Genomic DNA, 20,972 nt, shown 5'->3' on the forward strand with positions numbered 1-20,972 from the left:
GGTGAGCCCTCCGGAAAAGCCGTCAGGCGGCCGCCCCGGAGGGCAGCCGCCTGACGCGGTGAAGCGGTGGAGCAAGGTGCAGGTAAGTCGGGGACTTACTTGACCGAGACGGTGGCGCCGGCACCCTCGAGGGCGGCCTTCGCCTTGTCCGCGGCCTCCTGGTTGACACCCTCGAGCAGCGGCTTCGGGGCGCCGTCGACCAGGTCCTTGGCTTCCTTCAGGCCCAGGTTCGTGAGCGCCCGAACCTCCTTGATGACCTGGATCTTCTTGTCGCCCGCGGCCTCGAGGATCACGTCGAACGTGTCCTTGACCTCGGCCTCGGGGGCGTCGCCGCCGCTGGACGGGCCCGCGACGATCTGGGCGGCCGGGGCGGCAGCCTTGACGTCGAAGGTCTCCTCGAAGAGCTTCACGAAGTCCGAGAGCTCGATGAGGGTCATTTCCTTGAACGACTCGAGCAGCTCTTCGGTGCTGAGCTTCGCCATGAGAGGCGGTCCTTCCTAATCGGTTCGGCAGGTGCCGGGTGGTGTGAGTGGCGGGGGCAGGGCCCCCGGCGACCGGGTCGCGAGTACGCGGGCCGAATTACTCGGCGGGAGCGTCCTCGGCGGCCTCGGCGGCGGGAGCCGGCTCGCCGGCACCGCCCTGCTCGACCTTCGCGCGCAGCGCTTCCGCGGTGCGGACGAACTGCGTGAGCGGGGCCTGGAACGTCGCGGCAGCCTTCGCCATCGACGCCTGCATGGCACCCGCCAGCTTGGCGAGCAGCACCTCGCGGGACTCGAGGTCCGCGAGCTTCTTGATCTCGTCAGCGCTGAGGGCCTTGCCCTCGAGGACACCGCCCTTGATGACGAGAAGGGGGTTCGCCTTGGCGAAGTCACGCAGGCTCTTGGCGGCCTCGACCGGGTCGCCCGAGACGAACGCGATGGCGGACGGACCCTCGAGAAGGTCGTCCAGCTCGCTGATGCCCGCCTCGTTGGCCGCAATCTTGGTCAGCGTGTTCTTCACCACGGCGTATTCCGCGTTCTCACCGAGAGAACGGCGCAGCTCCTTGAGCTTCGCCACGGTGAGTCCGCGGTACTCGGTCAGCACGGCGGCGTTCGAGCCGCGGAACTGGTCCGCGAGCTCGGCAACCGCGGCTGCCTTGTCGGGCCTCGCCATAGGACAGGGCCTCCTTCCGCGATGCGATCAGTCGGCCGGTCGTGGGACCGACCGGATGCCGGGAGACCGCCGACGGACAAAGGGGCCCGGACAAACAGAAACGCCCCGGCGCAAGCGCACGGGGCGTACACAGTCACTCCGGGGACCGGAAGGACGGGGAACGTCTCACAGGCACCTGCGCAGGTCGTCCGCTGACGCGGAGCCTTCGGTCACGGGACCCTTCGGAGAAGGGCACGCCAGTGACGACCGGCGGTCTTTGGCTTCGGTCCAAGGTACGGGAGAGCCCGTACGAAAGGCAAATCGCCTGCCACGAGAAACGGGTCGTGGCCCGTACGCCCCTTTGAAGGGGCGTACGGGCCACGGGAGTTCGCGCCTGGCGGGCGGTCGATCCGGGACGGATCAGACGGCCGCCGGGTCCTCCTCGGTGAGGAGGTTGCGGGTGCGGTTCGGGTCGACCGGGATGCCCGGGCCCATCGTGGTGGTGATGGCGACCTTCTTGACGTACCGGCCCTTGGCGGCGGACGGCTTGACACGCAGGACCTCGTCCAGCGCGGCACCGTAGTTCTCGATCAGCTGCTCGTCGGTGAACGAGGTCTTGCCGATGATGAAGTGCAGGTTCGAGTGCTTGTCGACGCGGAACTCGATCTTGCCGCCCTTGATCTCGTTCACGGCCTTGGCCACGTCCGGGGTCACGGTGCCGGTCTTCGGGTTCGGCATCAGGCCACGCGGACCGAGCACGCGGCCGAGGCGGCCGACCTTGCCCATGAGGTCCGGGGTGGCGACGACCGAGTCGATCTCGTTGAGCAGGTTGCCCTTGAGGATCTCGTCGATCAGTTCGTCGGAGCCGACGATGTCGGCGCCCGCAGCCTTCGCTGCCTCGGCACGGTCACCGGTCGCGAAGACCAGGACCCGGGCGGTCTTGCCGGTGCCGTGCGGGAGGATGACGGTGCTGCGGACCATCTGGTCGGCCTTGCGCGGGTCGACGCCCAGGCGCAGGGCGACCTCGACGGTCGCGTCGAACTTGGTCTTGCTGGTGGCCTTCGCCAGGCGGACGGCCTCGAGCGGGGCGTACAGCCGCTCGCGGTCCACCTGGGCGGCGCCTTCGCGGTAGGTCTTGCTGCGCTGCGTCACTTCAGCTCCTGAGTTACGGAAGGAGTCGTGGTGTGCTCGGGCCGACGCACGGCCCTGCCACGGGATTGCGGGGCGGTCCGGACGGAGTTCGCCGCGGACCGGGTGAGCGGGCTCAGCCCTCGACCGTGATGCCCATCGAGCGGGCGGTGCCGGCGATGATCTTCTCGGCGGCGTCCAGGTCGTTCGCGTTCAGGTCCTGCATCTTCGTCTCGGCGATGCCGCGGACCTGGTCGCGCGTGATCTTGGCGACCTTGGTCTTGTGGGGCTCGCCCGAGCCCTTCTCGACACCGGCGGCCTTGAGGATCAGGCGCGCGGCCGGCGGGGTCTTCGTCACGAAGGTGAAGGAGCGGTCCTCGTAGACCGAGATCTCCACCGGGACGATGTCGCCGCGCTGCGACTCGGTCGCCGCGTTGTACGCCTTGCAGAACTCCATGATGTTGACGCCGTGCTGGCCCAACGCCGGACCGACCGGCGGGGCCGGAGTCGCGGCACCGGCCTTGATCTGCAGCTTGATGACGGCTGCAAGCTTCTTCTTGGGAGGCATGTTTCCGGGTCCTTCGACGATGTGTTTCCCTGTCGCCGCACGGTACGCATGGCTCCGCCAAGGAGGCCATTCGTGCGACGTGCGCCACGCTGGGCCGCTCCCTCGGGGAACGGCGGACGCGGCGTGGCGCCCCCACAACGATAACCACCGTTGCGGAGGCGCCCTAATCCGCGGTCCGGGAGGGCTTGCGCCGCCCCGGACTCCGGAAGCTCTGCGGTGCCGTCAGTCCGACCTGATCAGTTCTTCTGGATCTGGTTGAACGACAGCTCGACCGGGGTCTCGCGGCCGAAGATCTCGACCAGGCCCTTGACCTTCTGCGAGTCCGGGTTGATCTCGTTGATCGTGGCCTGGAGGGTCGCGAAGGGGCCGTCGATGACGGTGACCGAGTCGCCGACCTCGAAGTCGAGGACCTTGACCTCGGCGGGGGCCTTCGTCGACGTGCCGCCGCCGGCCGCGGCCTGCTCCTCCTCGGGGGCGAGGATCTTGGCGACCTCGTCGAGGGTGAGCGGGAAGGGCTCGTGGGCGTTGCCGACGAAGCCGGTGACGCCCGGGGTGTTGCGGACGGCGCCCCACGACTCGTTCGTGAGGTCCATGCGGACCAGCACGTAGCCGGGGAACTTGTTGCGCTTGACGGTCTTGCGCTGACCGTTCTTGATCTCGACGACCTCTTCCATCGGCACCTCGACCTGGAAGATGTACTCCTCCATGTTGAGGGAGGTCGTGCGGGACTCGAGGTTGGCCTTCACGCGGTTCTCGTAGCCGGCGTACGAGTGGATGACGTACCACTCACCGGGCGCCCGGCGCAGCGCGTCGCGGAACTCCTCGAGGGCGTCCACCTGCGGCTCGGCATCGACGGATGCCGCCTCCGCGTCGTCCTCGGCAGCGACCTCGTCCGCTTCGTCGTCGTCCTCGGCGGCTTCCTCGGCGTCGACCTCGTCGGTCTCGGCCTCGGTGTCGCCTTCGAAGGCGGACTCGGCGACGTCAACGCCGGTGGAGGCGTCCTCCGCCTGCTCCGACAGGGACCCCGTCTCCTCGACGGTCTCGTCGGGGAACAGGTTCGGGTCTGACACGGTGGCTGCTTCTTCCTGGGTGGGGATCAATCGGTGGGGCCCGGCGGTCCGCTGGGAGGCCGCGACCCGGCTGGGCCCAGGGCATGGAGCCCTGGACACCACAGTAACCGGCGGGACGGCCGGATCAGCCGAAGATTTCGAGCGCCGCCCGGGCGAACCCGAGGTCGAGCGAGTACACGATGCCGATGATGATCAGGCAGAACACGATCACAACGGTCGTGTACGTGATGAGCTCGTTGCGGGTGGGCCAGACGACCTTGCGCAGCTCGGCGACGATCTGCCGGTAGAAGAGTGCGAGGCGCGCGAAAAGACCCTGCTTCTTGGGCTCGGGCTTTTCGGCGTCGGCACGGCGTCCCCTGCGGTTCCTACCGCCGGGGGGAGTCTCGTCCACGCCGAGTTCGTCCGAGCTCTCGTCCTCGGGCGTGGCAGTGGAGCCGCGGGCCTCCGTCACTCGTCCTCACCTGGATCCGGTCTGACTGGATCACCGACGGTGTCGTCGGCGCTGATTGACTGGCGCTGACTGCATGCGCATCCCGGGAAAATGTGTCGGGATGGCACATCGCAGGGCACGAGGGACTTGAACCCCCAACCCCCGGTTTTGGAGACCGGTGCTCTGCCAATTGAGCTAGTGCCCTTCGGTGGTCCCAACCTAGCCGAGAGTCGTGCCTGATAACCACGGGTTTCCGGGCGCGACGGCAGCAGGTTCGATCCGCCAGTGGATGAGTGTACGGGTTGCGGTCGCCCAGGTCGAACCCGTCACCCGGTCGTCGCTCCGGCGGGGCCGCAGGTCGTGCCCCGAATCGGTGCGGTATCGGCAGCGGACGGGCAGAGGTCGGCTCCTTCCGACCGCGGTCCCGGGCGCCCGGCCCCACTCTTCCGCGTTCATATCGCGAAACCTGCGTGCCCGGCCCCGAGCGGCAGTGGGACGATTGGCCCCATGACCGCAGCTTCCTCCAGCCCCCAGTCCAGCTCGCCCACCGAACGCCGGGTGTCCGCACGTATCGGCGCGATCGCCGAGTCCGCGACTCTCGCGGTCGACGCCAAGGCCAAGGCGCTCAAGGCCGCCGGCCGGCCGGTGATCGGCTTCGGCGCCGGCGAGCCCGACTTCCCGACGCCGGACTACATCGTGGACGCCGCCGTGGCCGCGTGCCGCGCGCCCAAGTTCCACCGCTACACGCCGGCCGGGGGGCTGCCGGAGCTGAAGCAGGCCATCGCCGACAAGACGCTGCGCGACTCCGGCCTGACCGTCGACCCCGCGCAGGTGCTGATCACCAACGGCGGCAAGCAGGCGATCTACGAGGCGTTCGCGGCGATCCTCGACCCGGGCGACGAGGTCATCGTCCCGGCGCCGTACTGGACGACGTACCCCGAGTCGATCAAGCTCGCGGGCGGCGTGCCGGTGGAGGTGGTGGCCGACGAGACCACCGGTTACCTGGTGTCGGTGGAGCAGCTGGAGGCGGCGCGCACGGCCAACACGAAGGTGCTGCTCTTCGTGTCGCCGTCGAACCCGACGGGTGCGGTCTACTCGCGCGCCCAGGTTGAGGAGATCGGCCGCTGGGCCGCGTCCCACGGGCTGTGGGTGCTGACCGACGAGATCTACGAGCACCTCGTGTACGACGACGCCGAGTTCGTGTCGATGCCGACCGTGGTGCCGGAACTGCTGGACCGCACGATCATCGTCAACGGTGTCGCGAAGACGTACGCGATGACCGGCTGGCGCGTCGGGTGGGTCATCGGGCCGAAGGACGTCGTCAAGGCGGCCACGAACCTCCAGTCGCACGCGACCTCCAACGTCTGCAACGTGGCCCAGGCCGCCGCGCTGGCGGCGGTGTCCGGCGACCTCACCGCGGTCGACGAGATGAAGGTGGCGTTCGACCGCCGCCGCCGCACGATCGTGCGCATGCTCAACGAGATCCCGGGCGTCGAGTGCCCCGAGCCGAAGGGCGCGTTCTACGTGTACCCGTCGGTCAAGGGCGTCATCGGCAAGGAGATCCGGGGCAAGGTGCCGAAGGACTCGGCGGAGCTGGCCGGGCTGATCCTGGACGAGGTCGAGGTCGCGGTGGTGCCGGGCGAGGCCTTCGGTACGCCGGGCTACCTGCGGCTGTCGTACGCGCTCGGCGACGAGGACCTGGCCGAGGGCGTGTCGCGGATCGCGAAGCTGCTGGGCGAGGCCAAGTAGTCGGCCACGCGTTCTGACGCTCGTCGGCGGGTGCCGCCTACCGGACCGGTAGGCGGCACCCGCCCACGTTTGGGCTGCCTCGGGTGTGCCAGCAGCACGGTATGGGGTCGCCGAGTTGTCATCCGGTCGGGGCAACCTGCGCGGTCTGGGCCCGCGCGGGCCCGCGGTCGGCCATGATCGGGGAGATGGATCACCCAGTCCGCGATGTGCGCGCGCTCCCGAAGGCCCATCTGCATCTGCACTTCACCGGTTCGATGCGGACCCAGACCCTGCTGGAACTCGCCGACCGGTACCGCGTGCACCTGCCGTCCGCCCTGACCTCCGGCACTCCGCCGCGCCTGCGCGCGACCGACGAGCGGGGCTGGTTCCGCTTCCAGCGGCTGTACGACATCGCCCGCTCGTGTGTGCGCGACGCCGACGACGTGCGCCGCTTGGTCCGCGAGGCGGCCGAGGACGATCTCGCGGAGGGGTCGGGGTGGCTGGAGATCCAGGTGGACCCGACGTCGTACGCCCCCCGGCTCGGCGGCCTGACGCCCGCGGTCGAGGTGATCCTCGAGGCCGTGGAGGAGGCCGAGCGGTCGACGGGCGTCGGCATCGCGGTGGTGATCGCGGCGAACCGGACCAAGCACCAGTTGGAGGCGCGCACTCTGGCCCGCCTCGCGGCCCGGTACGCGGACCGGGGGCGGGTCGTCGGCTTCGGCCTGTCCAACGACGAACGCCGGGGCCGCGCCCTGGAGTTCGAGCGCGCCTTCGACATCGCACGGCGCTCCGGGCTGTTCGCGAACCCGCACGGCGGCGAGCTGGACGGGCCGCGCAGCGTGCGCGAGTGCGTGGACGTGCTCGGCGCGCGGCGGCTGGGGCACGGCGTACGCGCGGCGGAGGACCCGCGGCTGATGGCCGAGCTGGCCCGCCGCGGGGTGGTGTGCGAGGTGTGCCCGGCGTCGAACGTCGCGCTGGGGGTCTACGACGATCCGGCGGATGTACCGCTGCGGCGGCTGTTCGAGGCGGGGGTGCCCATCGCGCTGGGTGCCGACGATCCGCTGCTGTTCGGTTCGCGGCTGGCGGCGCAGTACGAGATCGCGCGTACGTCGCAGGGCTTCACCGACGAGGAACTGGCGGAGCTGGCCCGGCAGTCGATCCGCGGCTCCGTCGCGCCGGAGGGGGTACAGGACAAGTTGCTCGCGGGCGTGGACGCTTGGCTGGCCGCCTGACGGACGGACGGCTGTGGCTCTGGGTGTCGGTGGCCCGGTGGTCACGGGCGGGGGGCGGACACGGCTGGCGCCCGGTTGTGGCCGGGTCGCGGCCGGATTGCAGCGGGGGCGGTGGCCGGGGTTACGGCCCGGGCCGGCGCTGATTCATATGGCTGTTTGTCCTGAATCCTTCATGTTTGCCCGCGTGGCGGGTCGGGGAGGCTCTGCCGCACGCTCCCGACCGCGCAAGGCAGGCGGAAGGCAAGGACATGACGACTCGGCCCCCGGCGACCGGATGTTCCGACGACGGCGAATTGGCGCGAGTGGCGCGTTCCTTTGCGGCCTCGTCGTCCTCCGGGTTGCTGGTCCTGGACACCGACCTGCGCTACGTCCACGTCAACGAGGCGCTGGCGCGGATGAACGGGGTGTCCGCCGAGGACCACCGCGGGCGGCCGGCGCGCGACGTCATGCCGCTCTCCGAGCACGCCGAGCCGGTGCTGCGCGCGGTGCTCTCCGACGGCCGTACGCGCGAGGTGGTGTCATCGCGCAAGACGCAGGACGCGCACATGTCGGCGCGGCGGTACTGGCTCGGCGTGTACGACCGCTGGGAGGTCGACGGCGAGGTCCGTGGCCTGGTGGGCGTCGTGGTGGAGGTCTCCGAGGCGTACCGCGGCTGGTTGGACGGCGGGCGGGAGGAGCATCACCTCGGGCTGTTCGACGCGGCTCGGCAGCGCATCGGCACGACCCTGGACCGCGACACCACGTGTGGGGAACTGGCGGCCTTCGCGGTGCCGCTGCTGGCCGACGGGGCGACGGTTGACCTGCTGCCCGAGTTCACCACGCCGGGCGGCGGCCACCGTGATCGGCCGGCGGCTGCGGACCCGGGCGGGCGCGGTCCGGTGTCGCTGCGCCGTGAGGCGCTGGCCGGGGTGCCGCAGCTGCGCAGGGTCACCGAGGAGATGGGCGGCGTCGGGGAGCTGGTGGACTACGAGGCGGATTCGGCGGTCGCGCGGGTGCTCAGAGAGGGGCGGCCGGCGCGCGAGGACTTCGGCGCCGCGACGTGGCGGGGGCCCGCGGCCGCGCGGGTGGCCGCATACCGGGCCGCCGGGGCTCATTCGGGGATGGCGGTCCCGCTGGTCTCGCGCGGCCGGCCGCTCGGTGTGCTGACGATGATGCGTGCGGGTGCGTCCCCGGCCTTCACCGAGCAGGACGAGTTCACCGCCCGCGAGATCGCCACCCGGGCCGCCGTCAGCCTGGACCATGCGCTGCACTACGAACACGAGCACGCGGTGGCCAGGGAGCTGCAGGAGTCGCTGCTCGGCGAGCCGCGCGATCCGCGCCCGGACATCGACATCGCCACCCGGTACCTGCCCTCGGGCAGTGAGGCCCTGGTCGGCGGCGACTGGTTCGACGTGGTCGCGCTGAGCGGCGGCCGGACGCTCAAGGTCATGGGCGACGTCATGGGCCACGGCCTCAACGCGGCGGTGGCCATGAGTCACTACCGCATGCTGGTGCGGGCCTTGGCCGCGACGGACGCGGCACCGCACGAGATGCTGGCGCGGATGGACGACATGGTCGCGGCGGCGGGATTCGACCGGGTCGCCACGTGCCTGCTGGAGGTGGTGGACCCGGGGGCGGGGACCGCCCAGATCGCCAGCGCGGGCCATCTGCCGCCGGCGCTCGTGGACCGGAGCGGCATCCGGCTGCTGGACGTACCGACGGGTCCGCCGCTGGGCACCGGGGCGGGCGGCTACACGTCGACGGCGTTCCCGCGTACGCCCGGACCGGTGATGCTGCTCTACACGGACGGGCTGGTGGAGCGGCGTGGCGAGGACATCGATGTGTCCCTGCGCCGACTGACCGACCTGCGCCCGCCGCCGGTGGGTGCCGATCTGGGGGACCTGGTCGACTACGTGGTGGACCAGCTCGGGCCGGATGCCGAGGACGACATCGCGGTGATGGCGTCGCGGTTGCGGCCGCGCGGCTGAGGTACGCCGGTCGAAGCGGTTGAGGTACGGCCGGTCGAAGCCCCGGCCGGAAACGCCGCGACGCCCGGTGGGCGTGGCCTCGGGGTTGAGGTCACGCCCACCGGGCGTCGCGCTGTGCGGACGATTCTCGGGCACGGTGCGGGGTGTGCGTACGCCCCGGGCAGGTACGGGTCGGGCGGTCAGGCGGCGACGGGGACCTTGCGGTTGTCCACGTCGGTGCCGGCGCCGGGCTCGCCGGAAGACGTCCGGATCCGGTCCGCGCTGCGCCGCGGGATCAGCGCGGCGGTCAGCGAGCCGACGCCGGCGAGCGCAACGCCCACCCACAGGGCGGGGACGAGGCCGTCGACGAAGGCCTGCGGCGAGACGAACCCGCCCTGCGACGAGAACACCGAGGCGAGGACCGCGACACCGAGGACGCCGCCGAGTTCGCGCATCGCGTTGTTGGCACCGGACGCGACGCCCTGCTGCTCGGTGCGGACCGAGGCCATCAGCAGGCTGGCGGTGGGGATGAAGTACAGCGACATGCCCACGCCGGAGAGGATCAGGGCCGGGATCTGCTCGGCGTACGTCACGTCGGGCGACGCGGTGACGGCGAACCAGGCGAGTCCGGCCGCGCTCAGCGCGAGTCCGAGGATGACCAGCGGGCGTCCGCCGATGCGGCCCGCGAGCGGTCCGGCCAGCGGCGCGATCAGGACGGGCATCGCGGTCCAGGGCAGGATGCGCAGGCCGGCGCCGAGCGCGGAGTAGCCCTGGACACCCTGGAAGTACTGGGTCAGCAGGAAGATCGAGCCGAACACGCCCGCGAACATGAGCAGCCCGGACACGGTCAAGGCGGCGAAGGCGCGGTTGCGGAACATCGTCATCGGCAGCATCGGCTGCGGGGTGCGGCGCTCGTGGGCGATGAAGGCGGCGAGGAACAGGACGCCGGCCGCGATCGGGCCGAGCACGGTCGCGCTGGTCCAGCCGTGGCCCTCGCCGCGGACCAGGCCGAAGACGACGCCGAGCATGCCGAGGCTGACGAGGACGGTGCCGATCAGGTCGAGGCGTCCGCCCGGGCCGTGGCTCTCCTCGACCTTGCGGAAGATGAGCGGGATGAGCACGAGGCCGATCGGCACGTTGATCCAGAAGATCCACTGCCACGAGCCGCCTTCGACGATGGCGCCGCCGACCAGCGGGCCGAGGGCGACCGCGAGGCCGTTGATGCCGCCCCAGAGGCCGAGGGCCATCGGGCGCTTCTCGGGGGCCACGGCCCGGGTCAGGATGGTGAGGCTCAGCGGGAGGATCGCGGCGGCTCCGGCGCCCTGGATGGCGCGGGCGGCGATCAGCATGTCGGTGTTCGGTGCCAGCGCGGCAAGGGCGGAGGCGAAGGTGAAGACGCCGATGCCGGCGGCGAAGACGCGGCGGCGGCCGAAGCGGTCGCCCAGTGCGGCGCCGAGCATGAGCAGGACGGCGAAGCTGAGGGTGTAGCCGTTCACCGTCCATTCGAGTTCGGAGATCCCGGCGTCCAGGTCGTCGCGGATCGACGGTATTGCGGTGGTGACCACGAGGTTGTCCAGGCTGGCCATGAACAGGGCGAAGCTGGAGGCCAGGAAGGTCCACACCACGGTGCGGGACTTGGCGGCGGGCGGCGCCTGCGTCGAACTCATGTCGTCCCCCTGAAGGGTTGTCGGCCGGGGACGGCCGGAATTGATAGTTATTAATTACTAACTTTTGACGCGAAGCTGAGTTATTGATGACTAACTTTGCTGGGCATGGCGCTGCCCCGCGGGGGCGAGGAGAGGGGGGCGGGCGCGACTCAGTCGGTCGCACCCGGGGCAACCGGGTCTTCTGGTGCGGCGGTCGAGCCCGCGACGGTCCCGCCTGGGCCGATCTGGCGGGCCGCCTCGCAGATCTCGCATTCCACCAGGCGGCCGTCCTCGGAGAGGAAGTCGCCGAAGTAGCGCTCACGGGGCAGGTCGATGGCGGCGATCACGTTGCAGAGCATGCCGCGCGCGAAGAAGGTGGTCATCACCTCGGGGTCGGAGCCCGTGATGCCGCGGACGAGCGAGTCGAGGCTGTCCCAGAACTTCCGGATGTGCGGCTTCAGTTCCGGGTCGTGCGCGGCGACGTACGCCTGAAGCTGGATCCGCAGCAGGTCGGAGTCCTCGTCCAGCAGGTCCTGGTACGCGTGGGCCATCGCGTGGATGGCCTCGTGCCCCTGGAGCCCCTTCGTGACGGTCGAGAAGGTCTGCTCGACGCGCTGGAAGCCGTACTCCACGGTCGCGAGGAAGAGGGCCTTCTTGTCGTCGAAGAGGCGGAACAGGTACGGCTGCGAGACGCCGACCAGGCCGGCGATCGTGGCCGTCGAAGTGCCGTTGAAGCCCCCTTTGGCGAACTCCGCGACCGCCGCGCGGATGACCGCGGTGCGGCGCTCGTCGGCGCTCATCCGGACGGTGCCGGCTCGGGTGCTGGTGGGGGCTGCCATGTGAAGTAAGTTATTACTCAATAACTAGGGTTGTCAACCGTCGGCGCGGGACGGTTTCTCCCCGCCTCGCGCCGCCCGCGGTCGGCGGGACGGCGCACCGGGCCCCTACCCCGAGGGGCAAGGGCCCGTGACGGCCGACCACTACAGGACCGCGCCGACGAAGATCGGTTCGTTGACCAGTTCGACACCGAAGAACTCGCGTACGCCGTCCCGCACTTCGCGGGCCAGTGACAGCAGGTCCTCGGTCTTGGCCCCGCCGCGGTTCGTCAGCGCGAGCGTGTGCTTGGTCGAGATGCGCGCCGGCCCGGTCCCGTAGCCCTTGGGGAACCCCGCGCGCTCGATGAGCCACGCGGCCGACGTCTTCGCCAGCCCCTCCCCCGCCGGATAGCGCGGCGGCTCGGCCTCGGCGCCCAGGCGCTCGGCGGCGCGGCGGACCAGGTCGGCGAACTGCGCCTCGGTCAGGATCGGGTTGGTGAAGAACGACCCGGCGCTCCACGTGTCGTGGTCCGCCTCGTCCAGCACCATGCCCTTGGCCCGCCGCAGGCCCAGCACCGTGTCACGGGCGGTGGCGAGCGGCACGCACGCGCCCTGCTCGACGCCGAGGGCGCGGGCCACCTCGGCATACTTCACCGGGGCGGACGCGCCGCCCTCGGCACGGAGCTGGAAGTGCACGCGCAGCACGACGTACCGGTCGGCGTTCTCCGGCGCCTTGAAGACGCTGTCGCGGTACGCGAAGCCGCACTCGGACGGGTCGAGCAGTTCCATGCGCCCGGACCGTCGGTCGTACACCTCGACCATGGCGACGGTCTCGGCGACCTCCTGGCCGTACGCCCCGACGTTCTGGATCGGTGTGGCCCCGGCGCTGCCGGGGATGCCGGACAGGAACTCCACACCCGCCCAGCCCGCGTCGACCGCGGTCTCGACCAGGTGGTCCCAGCGGACGCCGGCGTCCGCGCTGAGCAGGCCGTTGGCGCCCAGCGAATGGCCCTTGGTGGCGATCCGCACGACGATGCCGTCGAATCCCTGGTCGCCGACGACCAGGTTGCTGCCGCCGCCGATCAGCAGCAGCGGTGTGCCGTGGTCGTCGGCATCCTTGACGACGGCGACCAGTTCGGCGGTCGTGGTCGCCTCGTACAGGCGACGGGCCGGTCCGCCGAGGCGGAGCGTGGTCAACGGGGCGAGGGGGGAATCGGCGAGATGCTGCACCCGAACAGCGTACGGTCAGGCGAGCTGCACGACGGCGCGCGGGACACCGAGGACCTTGCCCGCGTCGCCGCACGTGACGTGCAGGTCGACCCGTACGCGGCGGTCGTCGAGCTTCTGGGCGACCTTGCCGGTCACCTCGACCACCGCGCCCTCGGGGTCGGGGACGACCACCGGACGGGTGAACTTCACGGAGTACTCGACCACCGCGCCGGGGTCGCCCACCCAGTCGGTGACGACGCGCACCGCCTCGGCCATGGTGAACATGCCGTGCGCGATGACGTCGGGCAGGCCGACCTCGACCGCGAAGCGCGGGTTCCAGTGGATGGGGTTGAAGTCGCCCGAGGCGCCCGCGTACCGGACCAGGTCGCCGCGCCCGACGGGGAACGACTGCGGCGGGAGTTCGGTGCCGACCTCGACGTCGTCGTAGCTGATGCCCGCGGCCACGTCAGTTCTCCCCGGTCTTGGTGTCGGTGCCGGCGTTGGCGCCGGTCTTGCTGTCGGCCTTGGTGTCGGCCTTGGTGTCGGCGGCGGCGTGGGTGTCGGCGGCGGCGTGGGTGTCGGCGGCGGACTTGGTGTCGGTGTCGCCGGTGCCGCGCGCGGCGAGGGTGGAGCGGGCGGTCACCACGTGCTCGCCGTCCACCGTCGCGATGTCCGCGCGGGTGGTGATGATGTCGTTCCCCGCCATCGTCTTGATGTTCTCGACCGTGACCACGGCCACGAGGCGGTCGCCGGCGCGCACCGGGCGTGCGTACGAGAAGCGCTGGTCGGCGTGCACGACGCGCGAGTAGTCGAGCCCCAGTTCGGGGTCCATCACGATCTGCTCGGCGGCCCCCAGCGAGATCACGATGGGGAAGGTCACCGGCGCGATGACGTCCGGGTGGCCGTACTTGGCGGCGGCCTCCGGGTCGCGGTACACGGGATTCGCGTCGCCGATCGCGTCGGCGAACTCGCGGATCTTCTCGCGGCCCACCTCGTACGGGGCGGTGGGCGGGTACGTGCGCCCGATGAACTTGGGATCCAGCGCCATCCGAGGGTCGCCTCCAACGCAGCCGATGTGTGTGCCGATATGAGTGCGGTCGAGTGCCGGCGTGGGTGGCAGATGCCGCCGGAGCAGTATCCCGGATCGCGCTGGGCGCACGCTGGAACGACGAACGAGGCCACCCCGGTGCGGGGTGGCCTCGTCGAAACGCCTTGGTGCGCGGTGCCGCGTGAGCGGACCGGCGTCAGCGGGTCTCGCGGTGCGCGGTGTGGGAGTTGCAGCGCGGGCAGTGCTTCTTCATCTCGAGACGGTCCGGGTCGTTACGCCGGTTCTTCTTCGTGATGTAGTTCCGCTCCTTGCACTCCACGCAGGCAAGCGTGATCTTCGGGCGGACATCTGTGGCAGCCACGGGAGCGCCTTCCTGACAGTCGTGGATGTGATTTCAGCAGAAGCAGCCGACCTGGGGTATCCCCCACATCGGCTCCTTGGGTAGCGGCGACCGGACTTGAACCGGTGACACAGCGATTATGAGCCGCTTGCTCTACCGACTGAGCTACGCCGCCTCGACGAAGGCCCCCGCCCATTGCCTGGACGGGGTCTTCCTCGTCAGAGCCCCAATACGGAATCGAACCGTAGACCTTCTCCTTACCATGGAGACGCTCTGCCGACTGAGCTATTGGGGCGAGCAGGTGAAACCATACACGGCCTGTGCCCCGCATCGGAAATCGGTTACCCGGGCGCCCCGGCCCGGTTGTTCGGGCGCAGGTCAGAGCTCCCCTGGCGGACCCCAGGCGTGTGCGGTGAGTGCCGCATCCACCGCGCGCGCGTAGGCAGCGGTCGCGAGCCACGCGCGCGCGAGCCGTTCGGTGTCGGCGGGCAGGAGCCGTCCGAACACGTCGCGGCCCCGGTCCGCTGCCGAGGCGGCGAGGTGTTCCAGCAGGTCGGCGCCGGTGGTGAGGCCGTCGCGGCGCAGTCGCGCGGTGTCGCGCGCGAGGGTCCCGGCGAGTGCGACCGCGGGACGGCCGCCGGCGACCGCCCGTTCCACTTGGCGGTGTACGAGGTACGCGGGTGCCTCGTCGACGTGCGGCGGCGCGACGGTGGCGGCCGGTGGCGCGACGGGGCGTACGCCGGAGTGATCGCCGGGGCCGGCGTGCTCCGTCCGGGCGGGAGCCGGGTCGGCGGAGATGTCTCCGGAGCCGTCGGCGGACCCGGAATCGGCCCTGGCCGCGGCTGCGGCTGTGGTGACTGCGGCGGGACGGGCGGTCGTGAAGTCGGCCCGTTGGAGGCGGTCGAGCCCCAGGTTGACGCGGCCCTTGAGTGCGGGGGCCAAGGTGAGGACGGGCACCGGATGCCCTTCGGGTGCGGGGGTCCCTTCGCGCGTGAGGACGGCTGCGGGCCCGTGGGTCGTGGGGGCGGGAGCGACGGCGAAGGCGCGTACGGCCGGCTCCGTCCCCGATTCGAGGCGGCCGACCAGCCGAAGGGCCAAGCCGCGGTGGCTCGCGATCAGCCGCAGGTTGTCGCGGAACGCCAGCGCGGGGTGGTCGTCGGCCACCAGGAGCTGGACCGGCGTCCCCGTACGCAGGCATCGCGCGGCCACCCGGTCCCCGCGCCCCGATGCGAGCGACGCGGCGACGGGGCCGAGGATCTCGACGTCCAGGAAGAGGAGTTCCGCCCCGGCGCGCCGGGCGTCGGCCGGCAGCTCGCGGGCGCGGAGCACCCGGGCGACCTGTGCGGACGGCGGTTCGGCCCACAGGGCGGCGAGCGGGTCGGCGTCCCAGGCGGCGCCGGATGCGCTGACGGCGCGTACCGACGCCCCCGCGCCCAGACGGCCGGTCGGCGACTCCGTCGCCCCGGAGACCATCAGGCCCGCGCGCGTCAGGGCGTGGTGGTCGAGCGCGGTGTCGCCCATGCGTACGGCGCGTGCCGCGGCGCCCGCGATGCGCTCGGGGGTACCGGGCATGACGTCGGAGACGGTACGGAGGGCCCCGTCCGGACCGACGGTGTACGTGACGACGCCCGCGTGCCCGGAGGCGGTGCGCAGGGGCTCGCTGAACAGCCCGTACAGGCGCAGTGATCCGGAGTGGGTGTACGCCTGCCGCGCGGTGCCCAGGAGTTCGGCGGCAGCCGAGGGCGAAGCCAACTGGTCTGCGGTGTCGAGGAGTTCGCGGAGGGCTTCGGCGAGGTCCGGGAGCCGGTGGGCGGGGTCGTCGGCGCGGGCGGCGCGCAGGGCTGTGGTGACGGACACGGCCGCGGCGGCGCCGCGATGGAGGCCGGCGAGCTTCGCGGAGTGGGCGGCGCGGAGGAGTTCGGCCTGTTGGACGGCGCCCGCGCCGGGGATGCCGGCGTCGAGGACGAGGGCGGCGGCCTTCCACAGGGTGTGGGCGGCGGCGTGTTGGGCGGGGGTGATCTCGGTGGCGGTGCCGTTGCCGGTGGCGGTGCCGGTGCCGGTACCAACGCGGGTGCCGGTGTCGGTGCCCGGGGCGGAGGCCGTGGCGACGGCGGTTGCGGTGGGCATGCCCGGAGCGGCGCGGGCGCCGGTGTGATCATCCGACTTTGCGCGCGGCCCCCCACGACGGGGGTTTAGTGGAGAGGGCTCGTCGCGTGCGTCCGGCCGTCCACCGGCCGTGTGCGATTGTCGGACTTCCCCGGACTCGGCGGAGCCGTCGCCTTCATCCGGTGACGCGCCGTCGGGCTCGGCCGCGCCGCCCGCGGACGCCGCCCCGGCATTCGCCGCGGCAACGGTGTCCTCGTCAGCCTCGAGATTGAGATCGTCGTCCAGCTCCACCGTAAGCGCCGACACCGCGGCGGCGCGGTGCAGGCAGCTGGGAGCCAACAGGCAGGCGCAAACGACGTCTTCGGCGGTCCGCACCACCCCGCCCGGGGCGTTCAGCGTGAGATCGGCGTCGTCGTCGACGGCGATCCGGACCGTGTCCCCGTCGCGGGTGACCGGCCGCGCCAGGAGCTTTTCCACAGCCCCGTCCAGCCGCTTGCGCAGCCGGGGCGGGAGCGCCTCGACGATGTCGGCCACGGCGCCGGGGCGTACCGCGACCGACGTGAGCGCCGCGTCTGGTGTGCTCATCGGACCTTCTCTCCTACCCAGCGGGCCAGTTCGGTCGGGCTGAGGGCCGCGACGGGCATCCCGGCCGCGACCAGCTGCGATGCGACGGCGGTCGAGTAGCGCGGCTTGCCCCGGTCGTCGAGGCTCGCGCAGCCGAGGACGTGGCAGCCGGAGCCGACCAGCGTGCGGACCTCGCCCAGCAGCCCGCCGAGCGGCCAGCCCTCTTCGAAGTCGCTGACCACGGCGATGAGCGTGCGGGACGGAACGGTGACCAGGTCGCGGGCGTACCGCAGGCCGGCCGCTATGTGCGTGCCGCCGCCGACCCGCACGTCGAGGAGCAGGCCGAGCGGGTCGTGCACCCGGTCGGTGAAGTCGACGACCTCCGTCGAGAACGCCACGAAGTGCGTGGTGAGGGCGGGGACTCCGGCGAGGATCGACGCGGTGAGCGCGGACCAGATGGTCGACGCCTCCATCGAGCCGGATACGTCGACGACCAGGATCAGCCGCCAGTCGGCGCTGCGCCGGGCCTTCGTGCGGAAGACGGGCTTTTCCGGGACCACCGTGACGCGGCCGTCGGGGCCGGGATCGCGGCGCGCGGTCGCGAGGTTGGCGCGGAGCGTACGCGGCAGGTCGAGGCCCCCGCCGGGGCGGAGGCTCGGTCGCGGGATGGTCAGCCCGGCGAGGGCCGGGCGCATACGGGTCGCGAGTTCCCGCGTCAGCTCCGCCACGATCCGGTTCACCAGCGGGCGCAGTGCCGCGATACGGGACTCCGGAAGGCCGCCCGCGTGTTCGAGTACGGCACGGAGCAGGTCGACGGAGGGCCGTGCGGCGGCGGGGTCGAGTTCGGTGATGGCGTCGCGGCGTCCGGCCGCGACGGCGGCCGCGAGGACCTCCTCGCGTACGGAAGGGCCGAACAGCGCGGCGAGGTCCTCGGACCAGTCGCGCGCGGACGGGTAGGCGGCTTGGCGGCCGCCGCCGTTCGCGGGCAGGCCCAGGTCGCCGCGGGAGCCTTCGCCGCGGCCGGTGCCGTAGAGCTCGTCGAGCGCGGCCCCGATCCGGCCGGCGCGGGAGTCGCGGGGGTCGGCGCGGCGGCCGAGCACGAGCCGCCAACGTGCTTGCGGCGTAAGGGTCGTGGCGTCGCCCGCGGCCGTCTCGCCGTCGGCCGGTTCGGCGGTGTGATCATCCGACTTTGCCTGCGGGCCCCCACCTTGGGGGTTTAGCAGGGTGATGTCTTGCGATGCGTCGGCTTGTCCCCAGGCAGGGTCCGATTGTCCGACTACCTTGGCGTGTTCGCCCACGGCGGCTTGCTCGGGTACCTCGGCTGGCCTGGATACCTCCGCTTGCCTGGACACCTCGGCAGGCTTTGATACCTCGGCAGGCTTTGATACCTCGGTCGGCTTCGATACCTCGGCCGGCCTGGATACCTCGGCTTGCCGGGATGCCCCGGCGTGTACGACCGCCTCCGGCTGCCCGACCGCCTCCAGTTTCCCGAGCGCCTCGGCTCGTCCGACCACGTCGGCCTGCTCGGTTGCCTCAGCCCGGCCCGGCGGGAGGCCCGTCTCGGCCTGCGGCCACAGGCCCCGGCCCGCCAGCGCTTCCCGCGCCGCCAGGTCCGCCGACGCCCACGCGGCCAACGACTCCGGCGCCACCGCGGTCTCGGTCTCGATCCGGTCGTCGAGGCGCTCCTCGACCACCGCCAGCACCCGCCCCCGGGCGGCCGGCGAGAGCGCGTCGAACCCGCCCCGCAGCGCCGGGAGTCGCGCCAGGAAGTCCCGGTCCGGCAGTTGGACCACCCGTGCCAGCAACGGGTCCAGCGCCGCGCCGCCCGCCTCCAGCAGCGGCCCCGCCGCGGTCAGCACGCCGGTGAGGCGCCGCACCAGGTCGGTCCGCCGCTCGCCCGTCGTCGCGTCGTCCAGCCACGAGGCCACGCGCACCCCGAAGCCGGCGGCCTCTTCCTGCCCCAGCAGCACGCGTACCGCACCCGCCGCCGCGGCCATCAACGGCGCCCCGTCGGCGGCCAGCCGGGCCAGCGCGTCCGCCAGGCGTACGCCTCCGAACGCGTCGGCGCGCCCGGCGAGTTCGACCAGCGCCCGGGCGTCGTCGACCTCCTCCGATCCGGTCAGGCCGTCGATCTGCCGGACCGCCGCCGCGGTGAGGTCCGCGGCGATCGCCGGGACCTCCTCCGGCACCCGCGCGAGCCCCGGTATGTGTCCGGCCCGCAACCGGTCCAATAGCGCCAGTCCGGCCAGCAGTTCGGGCAGCGCCGCGCACGCGGGAAGCACCGAGCCCATCTCGCGCACGCGTTCGGCGGCGAGTGCGTCGAGCCCGCACTCGGCGGCCTGTTCGAGCCCGGCCAGCACCTGCGCGGCCGTCGGCCCTTCCTCCTCCACCTCGCGGCGGTGCCGGTCCCGCAGCACCCCTTCGGCGGCCTGCGCCGGGGTCACGCCGCGAATTCCGGCGACGTCGAGCATCGCGGCCGTGGACGGCGACCAGCGGATCCGCCACCGGGTCGTCAACGCGTCCGCCCCGCCCGCGCCGACCACCTCGTCGGCTTCTGCGTACGGGATCCGGCACACCGCAAGCTGCTTGAGCAGCAGTTCGCGGCGGCGGTCGAGGGGGGTGCGCAGCGGGTCGAGGCGCATGTCCCGCTCCTCCCCCGGGTTCGCCGCATGCGGGCCGGGCAGCCCGAGTTCGGCAAGCGCCGCCTCGACCGCGGGGCCGAGGCCGCTCCGCGGCGTGCCGGGGGCACGGCGCCCGGCGCGGGTGCCGACGAGCACGCGTTCGAGGGCACGGGCCACCGCCTTCCCCCGGCCGAGTGATTCGCCGTGTGTGAGGACCGTCTGCGCCGCCTCGACGAGTTCGCCGCGCCCGGCCGCGGGCAGGCCGCGCAGGCGGGCGAGGTCCCCCGCGACCCGTACGACCTCGCGGGCGTCCGCCGGGCCGGACGGGTGGCCCTGGGTGCGCAGTTCGACGCTGAGCCGGGTCGCGGCGCGGGTCAGCACGCCGTACAGCTCGTCGAGGTCCCCGGCCGCCTCGTACACCTCGTGCTGCCATTCGGGGTCGCGGATCCCGGCGGGGTAGCCGGAGCGTTCGTCGAGCAGCGCGTACGTGTACGGCACGAACGACGTCACCACCTCCGCGCCGTCCGCCTCGCCGGGGAACACGACGCCGTCGTCGGCCCCTTCGTCGAGGAGCCCCGGTGTGTGGAACGCGCCCACCACCGCGACCGCCCGCTTCCCGTCGGCCGTCGCCTCGCGCAGAGCCCGCCGCATCCAGGCTTCGCGGCGCAGGTCGAGGAGGTCCACGCCGCGCGTCTCCACGGCGTCCTGGCGCAGCGCCCAGCCCACCGCGAGCGCCGCACGGCGTACGGCTTCCGCCGACGAACCGGGCGCGGCGGCCTCGACGAGCCGGTCCCACAGGTCGTCACCGGGACGACCGGTGAGGTTCCGGGTGAGCGCCTGGTGGAGGCCCGGACCGGCCGCCGGGGCGGGGGCCGCGGCCCCCGACCCGGCGGTCTCCGATCCGCCAGGCCGCGAGCCAGTGGGCTCCGACCCGGCAGGCCGCGAGCCAGTGGGCTCCGACCCGGTCACCTCACCCGGAGCCGGTCCGCCCGCATCCGCCCATGCCCGGTGCGCCAGCGGCAAGTCGCATGCCACCACCGGGATGTCGTGCCGTGCCGCCCACCGCACGGCGGCCAGCTCGGGCGAGAACTCCGCGAACGGGTAGAAGCCCAGCCCGTGCGGCCCCGCCCCCGCGAGGGCGACCGGGGCCCGGGTCTCCGGGTGGGCGAGCCACGGCATCCATTCCTGGAGGTCGGCCGGGAGTTCGACCAGCACGACGTTCGGGCGCGCGGCGTCGAGCAGGGCGGGCACGGCGGCGGCCAGCGACGGCGCGTGGTGCCGTACGCCGATCAGGACCGGCCGGTCCGCGTCCGCGAGCCACTCCACCGCGTCTCCGGGCGCCATCCGCTCACTCATGCTCCGTGCCCCGCCTTCCCCGACTCGACCGTCC

General features: G+C 72.3%; 16 protein-coding genes, 3 tRNA genes and 1 pseudogene. 3 read left to right on the top strand and 17 right to left on the bottom strand.

All coding sequences use genetic code 11. The annotated features are described in order from the left end of the window. Positions 1 to 95 precede the first annotated feature (95 nt). The 7 genes from rplL to ACWD12_RS02660 form a co-directional block, all read right to left on the bottom strand. Positions 96 to 482: a 50S ribosomal protein L7/L12 gene (gene rplL / locus ACWD12_RS02630; RefSeq protein WP_450097985.1), complete on the bottom strand. Its 387-nt coding sequence runs from the start codon at positions 480 to 482 to the stop codon at positions 96 to 98. A gap of 97 nt (positions 483 to 579) precedes the next feature. Beyond that, positions 580 to 1,152 (bottom strand): 50S ribosomal protein L10, encoded by a 573-nt coding sequence (gene rplJ, locus ACWD12_RS02635; RefSeq protein WP_450097986.1) that lies wholly within the window; start codon positions 1,150 to 1,152, stop codon positions 580 to 582. Between the two features lie 399 nt (positions 1,153 to 1,551). After that, positions 1,552 to 2,283 (bottom strand): 50S ribosomal protein L1, encoded by a 732-nt coding sequence (rplA, locus tag ACWD12_RS02640; RefSeq protein ID WP_358363017.1) that lies wholly within the window; start codon positions 2,281 to 2,283, stop codon positions 1,552 to 1,554. A 112-nt stretch (positions 2,284 to 2,395) separates the two neighbouring features. Then, positions 2,396 to 2,827: a 50S ribosomal protein L11 gene (gene rplK / locus ACWD12_RS02645; protein ID WP_358363015.1), complete on the bottom strand. Its 432-nt coding sequence runs from the start codon at positions 2,825 to 2,827 to the stop codon at positions 2,396 to 2,398. 236 nt (positions 2,828 to 3,063) lie between these two features. Further along, the gene (gene nusG / locus ACWD12_RS02650; RefSeq protein WP_450097987.1) at positions 3,064 to 3,897 is read right to left on the bottom strand and encodes a transcription termination/antitermination protein NusG; all 834 of its coding nucleotides are present in this window, start codon (positions 3,895 to 3,897) and stop codon (positions 3,064 to 3,066) included. A 124-nt stretch (positions 3,898 to 4,021) separates the two neighbouring features. After that, positions 4,022 to 4,348, bottom strand: coding sequence for a preprotein translocase subunit SecE (gene secE, locus ACWD12_RS02655; protein ID WP_358363013.1), 327 nt, complete (start codon positions 4,346 to 4,348; stop codon positions 4,022 to 4,024). Between the two features lie 111 nt (positions 4,349 to 4,459). Continuing rightward, positions 4,460 to 4,532 (bottom strand) — tRNA-Trp (locus ACWD12_RS02660). 302 nt (positions 4,533 to 4,834) lie between these two features. On the opposite strand from ACWD12_RS02660, the gene ACWD12_RS02665 reads away from it, so the two are divergent. From ACWD12_RS02665 to ACWD12_RS02675, 3 genes are all read left to right on the top strand, one after another. Next, complete coding sequence (locus tag ACWD12_RS02665; RefSeq protein ID WP_450097988.1) at positions 4,835 to 6,076, top strand: pyridoxal phosphate-dependent aminotransferase; 1,242 nt, start codon at positions 4,835 to 4,837, stop codon at positions 6,074 to 6,076. A gap of 185 nt (positions 6,077 to 6,261) precedes the next feature. After that, on the top strand, positions 6,262 to 7,287 hold the full coding sequence (locus ACWD12_RS02670) for an adenosine deaminase (protein ID WP_358352717.1): 1,026 nt from the start codon (positions 6,262 to 6,264) through the stop codon (positions 7,285 to 7,287). Positions 7,288 to 7,535: 248 nt separating this feature from the next. After that, positions 7,536 to 9,254: a SpoIIE family protein phosphatase gene (locus ACWD12_RS02675; protein WP_450097989.1), complete on the top strand. Its 1,719-nt coding sequence runs from the start codon at positions 7,536 to 7,538 to the stop codon at positions 9,252 to 9,254. Between the two features lie 179 nt (positions 9,255 to 9,433). On the opposite strand, the gene ACWD12_RS02680 is transcribed toward ACWD12_RS02675, so the two are convergent. The 10 genes and pseudogenes from ACWD12_RS02680 to ACWD12_RS02725 form a co-directional block, all read right to left on the bottom strand. Beyond that, positions 9,434 to 10,900, bottom strand: coding sequence for a DHA2 family efflux MFS transporter permease subunit (locus tag ACWD12_RS02680; protein WP_450097990.1), 1,467 nt, complete (start codon positions 10,898 to 10,900; stop codon positions 9,434 to 9,436). Between the two features lie 149 nt (positions 10,901 to 11,049). After that, the gene (locus ACWD12_RS02685) at positions 11,050 to 11,718 is read right to left on the bottom strand and encodes a TetR/AcrR family transcriptional regulator (RefSeq protein ID WP_450097991.1); all 669 of its coding nucleotides are present in this window, start codon (positions 11,716 to 11,718) and stop codon (positions 11,050 to 11,052) included. Between the two features lie 141 nt (positions 11,719 to 11,859). Beyond that, positions 11,860 to 12,924, bottom strand: a complete 1,065-nt coding sequence (locus ACWD12_RS02690; protein ID WP_450097992.1) for a UDP-N-acetylmuramate dehydrogenase — start codon at positions 12,922 to 12,924, stop codon at positions 11,860 to 11,862. A 15-nt stretch (positions 12,925 to 12,939) separates the two neighbouring features. After that, the gene (locus ACWD12_RS02695) at positions 12,940 to 13,368 is read right to left on the bottom strand and encodes a MaoC family dehydratase (protein ID WP_358352727.1); all 429 of its coding nucleotides are present in this window, start codon (positions 13,366 to 13,368) and stop codon (positions 12,940 to 12,942) included. A 136-nt stretch (positions 13,369 to 13,504) separates the two neighbouring features. After that, positions 13,505 to 13,951 (bottom strand): annotated as a pseudogene (locus tag ACWD12_RS02700) (FAS1-like dehydratase domain-containing protein); the annotation flags it as partial. A 196-nt stretch (positions 13,952 to 14,147) separates the two neighbouring features. Further along, positions 14,148 to 14,312: a 50S ribosomal protein L33 gene (rpmG, locus tag ACWD12_RS02705; protein WP_006604855.1), complete on the bottom strand. Its 165-nt coding sequence runs from the start codon at positions 14,310 to 14,312 to the stop codon at positions 14,148 to 14,150. Positions 14,313 to 14,393: 81 nt separating this feature from the next. Beyond that, a tRNA-Met gene (locus ACWD12_RS02710) sits at positions 14,394 to 14,466 on the bottom strand. A gap of 47 nt (positions 14,467 to 14,513) precedes the next feature. Further along, a tRNA-Thr gene (locus ACWD12_RS02715) sits at positions 14,514 to 14,586 on the bottom strand. 83 nt (positions 14,587 to 14,669) lie between these two features. Further along, positions 14,670 to 16,982, bottom strand: a complete 2,313-nt coding sequence (locus tag ACWD12_RS02720) for a hypothetical protein (RefSeq protein WP_450097993.1) — start codon at positions 16,980 to 16,982, stop codon at positions 14,670 to 14,672. Next, positions 16,979 to 20,938, bottom strand: coding sequence for a DUF5682 family protein (locus ACWD12_RS02725; RefSeq protein ID WP_450097994.1), 3,960 nt, complete (start codon positions 20,936 to 20,938; stop codon positions 16,979 to 16,981). Before ACWD12_RS02725 ends, ACWD12_RS02720 begins: the two co-directional genes overlap by 4 nt. Positions 20,939 to 20,972: the final 34 nt, after the last annotated feature.

This window comes from Streptodolium elevatio, from assembly GCF_053592165.1.

What these genes read in the sequence shown, in the direction of transcription:
- ACWD12_RS02665 (WP_450097988.1), top strand. Translation starts at nt 4,835, where the DNA reads ATGACCGCAGCTTCCTCCAGCCCCCAGTCCAGCTCGCCCACCGAACGC.
- ACWD12_RS02685 (WP_450097991.1), bottom strand. Translation starts at nt 11,718, where the DNA reads ATGGCAGCCCCCACCAGCACCCGAGCCGGCACCGTCCGGATGAGCGCC.
- ACWD12_RS02675 (WP_450097989.1), top strand. Translation starts at nt 7,536, where the DNA reads ATGACGACTCGGCCCCCGGCGACCGGATGTTCCGACGACGGCGAATTG.
- ACWD12_RS02725 (WP_450097994.1), bottom strand. Translation starts at nt 20,938, where the DNA reads ATGAGTGAGCGGATGGCGCCCGGAGACGCGGTGGAGTGGCTCGCGGAC.
- ACWD12_RS02720 (WP_450097993.1), bottom strand. Translation starts at nt 16,982, where the DNA reads ATGAGCACACCAGACGCGGCGCTCACGTCGGTCGCGGTACGCCCCGGC.
- rplK (WP_358363015.1), bottom strand. Translation starts at nt 2,827, where the DNA reads ATGCCTCCCAAGAAGAAGCTTGCAGCCGTCATCAAGCTGCAGATCAAG.
- rplL (WP_450097985.1), bottom strand. Translation starts at nt 482, where the DNA reads ATGGCGAAGCTCAGCACCGAAGAGCTGCTCGAGTCGTTCAAGGAAATG.
- ACWD12_RS02670 (WP_358352717.1), top strand. Translation starts at nt 6,262, where the DNA reads ATGGATCACCCAGTCCGCGATGTGCGCGCGCTCCCGAAGGCCCATCTG.
- rplJ (WP_450097986.1), bottom strand. Translation starts at nt 1,152, where the DNA reads ATGGCGAGGCCCGACAAGGCAGCCGCGGTTGCCGAGCTCGCGGACCAG.
- ACWD12_RS02680 (WP_450097990.1), bottom strand. Translation starts at nt 10,900, where the DNA reads ATGAGTTCGACGCAGGCGCCGCCCGCCGCCAAGTCCCGCACCGTGGTG.